Source organism: Luteitalea sp. (assembly GCF_022842525.1).
Taxonomy (GTDB): domain Bacteria; phylum Acidobacteriota; class Vicinamibacteria; order Vicinamibacterales; family Vicinamibacteraceae; genus Luteitalea.
This window is the reverse complement of the sequence record NZ_JALHPM010000285.1, coordinates 1-5,748: the sequence shown is the minus strand read 5'-3', so window position 1 is coordinate 5,748 and position 5,748 is coordinate 1. Positions and strand designations below refer to the sequence as shown.

Genomic DNA, 5,748 nt, shown 5'->3' with positions numbered 1-5,748 from the left:
CGACGGCGGAGGCCTGGCGCTGCTCGAGGTCGCTCACGAGCGCCTCGGCCTGAGCCACGAGCGGGTCGGGCTCGGCCGTGGGCGCCGCGGGCACCTCTGGCGGGGGGCGGCGCGAGACGACCTCGAAGCGCCGGACGGTGGTGGGTGGCGGCGTGGCCGGCAGGATCAAGCCGGCGAAGGCCGCCAGCCCGGGCAGGTCCACATCGGCCACCAGGTGGCCGTGGGTCAGGCGCGACTCGAGCCCGTGCGCAGCCAGCGCCTCGAACGAGGCGCGGACCTGGGCTTCTGCCGCGCCGCTGGCCGCCTGGCCGTCGCGACTCGCGATCCGCGTCGCCTCGCTGGTCGCGGCCCGGACGGCCTCGTCGCGCCGCCGCAGCGTCTCGGCCAGATCCGTCGAGGCATCTCCGAGCAGCCGTGCCTGCTGCGCCGCCCGGGCCGTCGTCCCCGCCTCGAGGACGGCGTCGTAGGTCGCGCGTGCCTGCCAGTAGACCTGGTTGACGAGGTACGCCGCTCGCGAGGGCTTGGGCGCGGCGGCCATGCGCGCCGCGACGTCCTTGTGGCCGCTCCGCTTCAGCTGCGAGACCAGCGCCGTCCGGCGGGCGACGAATTCCGCGAACGGCGCCTGGTACAGGGACGCCAGCGCGGCGGTGCTGTCCACGAACGGTGGTTCTTCGGTCGGACGTGAGGCCATCAGCAGAGCGCCAGACCTTCCGATCGCAACCATCCGCGCGCACGTGGGTAATCCGGACAGACCGCCTCGACCTCGGCCCAGAACCGTGACGAGTGATTGGGTTGCCGGAGGTGCATCAGTTCGTGCAGCAACACGTACTCGCAGACGGCAGCCGGCATCTGCAGCAGGCGCCAGTTCAGGGCGATGTTGCCGTCGCGCGAACACGACCCCCAGCGGGAGCGCTGGTTGCGCACGATGACGCGGGCGACGTCGAGGCCGTGGGTCGCGGCCAACGCACGGAGACGAACCGGGAGTTCTCGTGCGGCGCACGCACGCATCAGCGGTTCGAGCACGGGCCGATAGTCCTCGCGCACCGGGCTGGTCGCCCGCAGGTCGCCGCACCGCACGGTCACCTCGGCCCCGGTGGCCGACCCGATCTCCACCGTGCACAGGACGCCGCGCCACCACACGTGCTGGCCCGCCCGCCATCGCGTGTCGCGACGGCGCACGTCGAGTTCCTCGCGACGATCGGCGATCCAGCGGGTCCGCGTCCGGACGAACGCCTCGGCCTCGCGGCGTGATCCGTGTCGCGGGATCGTCACGCGCACCGTGGCGTCAGGCAGCACGCGCAGGATGTAGCGCCGGGCCCGGCCGTTGCGCACGAACAGGAGGGCCGGGGCCGGACTGGGCACGGCGGGGGCCGCAGGCCGCGGCACCTCGGCTCGCCCGCCGTCGGTCGACGCCTCGCCACACTCCCGCCACGGCAACGACAACTGCGCCGCCACGATCAGACCTGCTCCTTCAACAGGGAGGCCACCAGTTCCATCGCGCGCGTCACGACGCCGCGGCGCTGCCACTGGTCACGGTCCACCGGTTGGCTCGCGGCGAGATCCTCCTCGAACAGCGCCGTCATCTCGGCCACGAACCGGGGCTCGCACAGGCACAGACTCGTTTCTTCATTGTGAGCAAAGGACCGGTTGTCGAAGTTGCTGGTGCCCACGGTACACCAGCACCCATCCACCAGCATGACCTTCTGGTGCAGCATCGAGTGGTGATACTCGAACAGCGTGACGCCGCCGTCCAGCAGCACGCCATAGAGCCGTCGACTGTTCTGTCGCGCCAACCAGTTGTCGTTGCTGCGTCCGGACACGAGGACGCGCACCTGCACGCCACGTGCCACCGCCTCGATGATCGTCTCGATGGCCGTTTCATCCGGCACGAAGTAGGGATTGACGATGTCGATGCGACGCCGCGCCGAGACGATGGCGAGGTAGTACATGAGGCGCGCTGACGAGGCGCCGGCGTCCGGCGAACTGTGGATCACCTGCACGGCCAGGTCGCCTGCCGGAGGCACCGTCGGGAAGTACTCCCGCCCCTGGACAATCTCTCCGGTGGTCCGCAGCCAGTTCTGCGCGAACCCCGACAGCAGCGGCGCCACCGCCGGTCCCTCGATGCGACAGACCATGTCGCGCCACTGGTCGGGCGGCGTGGCGTTGCCACGCCAGTGGTCGGCGATCCCGGCGCCACCCGTGAAGCCGACACGTCCGTCCACGACGAGGGTCTTGCGATGGGTGCGGTTGTTGAACCGGCCGACGGTGTACCAGCGAATCGGGGTGTACCACGCGATCTCGCACCCGGCCTCGGTCAGACTGGTGTAGGCGGTGTCGCCGATGGTGGCCGAGCCGACGGCGTCGAGCAGCATCTTCACCGGCACGCCCGCGCGCGCGCGCTCGGTGAGCGCCGCGCAGAACTCCTCGGCGGTCCGCCCCTCCCAGAAGATGTACTGCTCGATGCAGATGGAGTCGGTCGCGTCACGAATCGCCGCGAGCATGGCCGGATAGAACTCGTCGCCGTTGTTGAGCACGTCGACGCGATTGCCGGGAGTGAAGGTGACGCCGGTCACGCCGGCCATGGTGTCGAGGAACGCGCGAGAGCCTGCCGGATCGATGTGATCGAGGCCGAGGCGCGGCGGCCGTTCCGCGGGTCGCAACACGAACGCCACGATGGTCAGCGCGAACATCCCCGCGCCCCAGGAGTAGCGGTCCTGCACGAGTGACCAGATGCCGAGCAGGGCCCACGGCTGCCACAGCCAGATGAGCCGGCGGACGCGAGTGCCGATCCACGGCGCACCGCGCTTGCGTGACTGGCGCTGCCGGAGACGCCATCGACGCGGAATCTGTCGCTGACGGAATGGGTGGGGCTGGCTCCGGGGCCGCGACCTCGATGGGGCATGCAGTCGTGGCATCAGCGCGTCTCGACCGGTTGTGTATCATCGCGGCGTGTTCGCGATCAACGCCATCCATACCCTGGCCTTCGCCGGCGTCGTGCTGTTTGCCGGCTACGCCATCCGGCGGCGCCTCGGCTGGCTGGCACGGCTGAACATCCCGGCACCGGTGGTCGGTGGCCTGATCGTCTCGGTGGTCATGACCATCGGCCACGTCCGCGGTCAGGTGCCGTTCACCTTCGACACGACGCTGCGCGATCCGTTGATGATCGCCTTCTTCACCAGCGTGGGCTTCGGGGCCAGCGTCGGCCTGCTGCGTCGCGGCGGCCCGCTCGTGGTGCTGTTCCTCGTGGCCTCCTCGGTCTTCACGGTGCTGCAGAACGTCCTCGGTGTCGTGACGGCACGCCTGCTCGGCCAGCCGCCACTGTTCGGGGTCCTCGCGGGATCGGTGACGCTGGCCGGAGGCCCCGCCACCGGGTTGGCGTTCGCGCCGTTCTTCGAACAGGCGGGTGTCACGGGCGCCGAGACGATCGCGGTCGCTGCGGCCATGGCCGGCATCGTCTCGGGCGGGTTGATCGGGGGGCCGGTCGGGACCTGGTTGATCGAGAAGCGTCTGCATCGCGACGTTCGCCTCGGCCCGTCGCCGGACCACGCCCACGTCGCCCACCACGTCGTCGAAGCCGCGTTGCCGGGATCGACCAGCGCACCGGGCAACGAGGACCGCGAGGCCTATGCCCTGATGAAGGCGACGGCGCTGTTGCTGTTCGCGATGTGGGTGGGCGCCGGCATCAGCGACTGGCTGACGGCGCAGGGCGTGGTGCTGCCGCGCTACATCGGCGCCATGCTCGCGGCCATCGTGCTGCGCAATGTCGACGAGCTGACGGGCTGGCTCGGCATCTCGCAGGCCACCATCGACGACCTCGGGACCGTGGCGCTGGCCTTCTTCATCGTGATCGCCCTGATGACGCTGAAGCTGTGGCAGTTGGCGGGCCTCGCCCTGCCGCTGGCGGTGCTGCTCGTGGTGCAGATCGTCTTTGTGGCCGTCCTGGCGCCGCCGATCATCTTCCGCCTGATGGGGCGCGACTACGACGCGGCCGTGATGTCGAGCGGCTTCATCGGCTTCATGCTCGGCACGACCGCCAACGCAATGGCGAACATGGAAGCGCTCGCCGAGCGGTACGGCCCGGCGCCGCGCGCGTTCCTCGTCGTGCCGATGGTCGGCGCGTTCTTCATCGACGTGATCAACAACGTCGTCATCACGACGTTCCTCAACGTCTATCGCTGAGGACAGGCGCCCGCGTCAACGCGTCGGCATCTGGCGAGCGGCCGGCAGTTGCGCCAATCGACGCTTGAGGGCGCCGAAGGCCGCACTGTCGCGTCGACCGCCCCCCGGGTTGGCGGCGACCAGTTGCTCGAGGTCGCGGACGCGACTGGCCGGCGCCGGATGGGTCGAGAGGAACTGCGCCACCGATCCCGGGGCGCGCCCCTGCTGGGCGTCGAGCACCTGCATGAACTCGATGAGGCCGCGCGTGTCGTAGCCGGCGCCCCGCAGGATCTGCACGCCCTGACGATCCGCGTCGCGTTCATCGTCTCGCGAGAACTTGAGCATGAAGGAGTTGGCGGTCAGCCCGGCCGCCACCCGCGCCGCGGCGGCCCCCGCGCCGTTGTCGCCGATCATGGCGCCAAGCAGGCCGAGCAGGCCATTGGCCACCGTGCCCTTGGTGATCTGCCGCGCCGAGTGCCGCTCGGCGATGTGCGCGATCTCGTGCGCGAGCACGCCGGCCACCTGGGCTTCGGTCGTCGCGGCGTCGAGGATGCCGCGGTTGATCCACACGGGGCCACCGGGCAGGGCGAACGCATTGAGCTCTCGATAGTCCGCCGTCGAGAACGTGTACGGGTAGTCGGCGCCGTCGGCATGCCCGACGAGGGCGGCGCCCAGGGTCTGCACGTACTCGCGGACCAGAGGGTCCCCGACCTCGGGGGTCTGGCGACGAATCTCCTGCTGCGCCTCCCGTCCGATGCGGATCTCATCCTGCACGGAGACGAGCTGATAGGCCGCCACGGAGCCCGAGGCAAGGGCGATGACGACCGTGGACGCGGTGAACCGACGAGAGACGTTGTGGCGCCACGACATGCCGCGGTTGTTTGCAAACCTTCTGCCAGCGCAGGTGTGCTCGATTGTTGGCACACGCCGTGGGCGGTCGGCCGCGCAGCGCTGCTGGTTGACGCTGCGTAGCCCGTGGGGTACAAACCGACGGTGACTGAACCAGAGCGCCCGGCGGTTGGCCCCACCGGGAGTCCCACGCCCGAAGAAATCAGCGCGCGCCTCGAGGCGCTCCTCAAGCGGACGCACGCCCTGCGCGCGCAGCGGGAGCCGGCCGGCCCCGGCGGCCCGCTGCATGTCACCTGGCCCCCGACCGACGGCGAGCTCGACCGGTACGACGTCGTGGACGTGCCCGAGGACCATCGCACGAAGGCGCCGGTGACGGCCGGCACAGGCGAGCCCGGCCCGGTGGAGGCGCGGCCAGCCGTCACGGAGGGGCCGGACTTCTCACGTCCCGACTGGAGCGAACTGCGCCTCCGTGGCGGGGCTGACGAGCCGCCCACCCGGTCGCCCTGGCTGGCGGTCCTCGCCTCGGTGCTGGCGCTCGTCGCGCTGGGCGAAGCGGCCTACATCTGGCACCTGCGGACGACCACGCCAGCGCAGGCGGGCGGCCAGTTGCGCATCGACGGGCCGGCGGGCGCGGCCGTCCGGCTCGATGGCCGCGACGTCGGCGCCGCGCCGGTCGACGAGGCCTTGGCGCCGGGCGTGTACGACATCGAACTCGAGGACCGGGGGACGGTGTTCCGCGCC

General features: G+C 70.8%; 6 protein-coding genes. 2 read left to right on the top strand and 4 right to left on the bottom strand.

Annotation, left to right across the window (positions count from 1 at the left end; genetic code table 11):
- The 3 genes from Q0C41_RS29325 to Q0C41_RS29315 form a co-directional block, all read right to left on the bottom strand.
- Nucleotides 1-691 (bottom strand): hypothetical protein (locus Q0C41_RS29325; protein ID WP_291990222.1); only part of this gene is annotated, 691 nt, incomplete at its 3' end.
- Nucleotides 691-1,455: a SprT family zinc-dependent metalloprotease gene (locus Q0C41_RS29320; RefSeq protein ID WP_291990220.1), complete on the bottom strand. Its 765-nt coding sequence runs from the start codon at nucleotides 1,453-1,455 to the stop codon at nucleotides 691-693. The genes Q0C41_RS29325 and Q0C41_RS29320, both read right to left, overlap by 1 nt.
- A gap of 2 nt (nucleotides 1,456-1,457) precedes the next feature.
- The gene (locus Q0C41_RS29315) at nucleotides 1,458-2,915 is read right to left on the bottom strand and encodes a phosphatidylserine/phosphatidylglycerophosphate/cardiolipin synthase family protein (RefSeq protein ID WP_291990218.1); all 1,458 of its coding nucleotides are present in this window, start codon (nucleotides 2,913-2,915) and stop codon (nucleotides 1,458-1,460) included.
- A gap of 34 nt (nucleotides 2,916-2,949) precedes the next feature.
- Here Q0C41_RS29315 and gltS point away from each other — a divergent pair, with 34 nt between their 5' ends.
- Nucleotides 2,950-4,179, top strand: a complete 1,230-nt coding sequence (gene gltS, locus Q0C41_RS29310; protein WP_291990216.1) for a sodium/glutamate symporter — start codon at nucleotides 2,950-2,952, stop codon at nucleotides 4,177-4,179.
- A 15-nt stretch (nucleotides 4,180-4,194) separates the two neighbouring features.
- Here the strand turns inward: gltS and Q0C41_RS29305 are convergent, their stop codons facing one another.
- Entirely contained in the window at nucleotides 4,195-5,028 is an 834-nt protein-coding gene (locus tag Q0C41_RS29305) for a M48 family metallopeptidase (protein ID WP_291990214.1), read from the bottom strand.
- Between the two features lie 123 nt (nucleotides 5,029-5,151).
- Here Q0C41_RS29305 and Q0C41_RS29300 point away from each other — a divergent pair.
- A partial coding sequence (locus Q0C41_RS29300; protein ID WP_291990212.1) for a PEGA domain-containing protein occupies nucleotides 5,152-5,748 on the top strand: 597 nt, incomplete at its 3' end.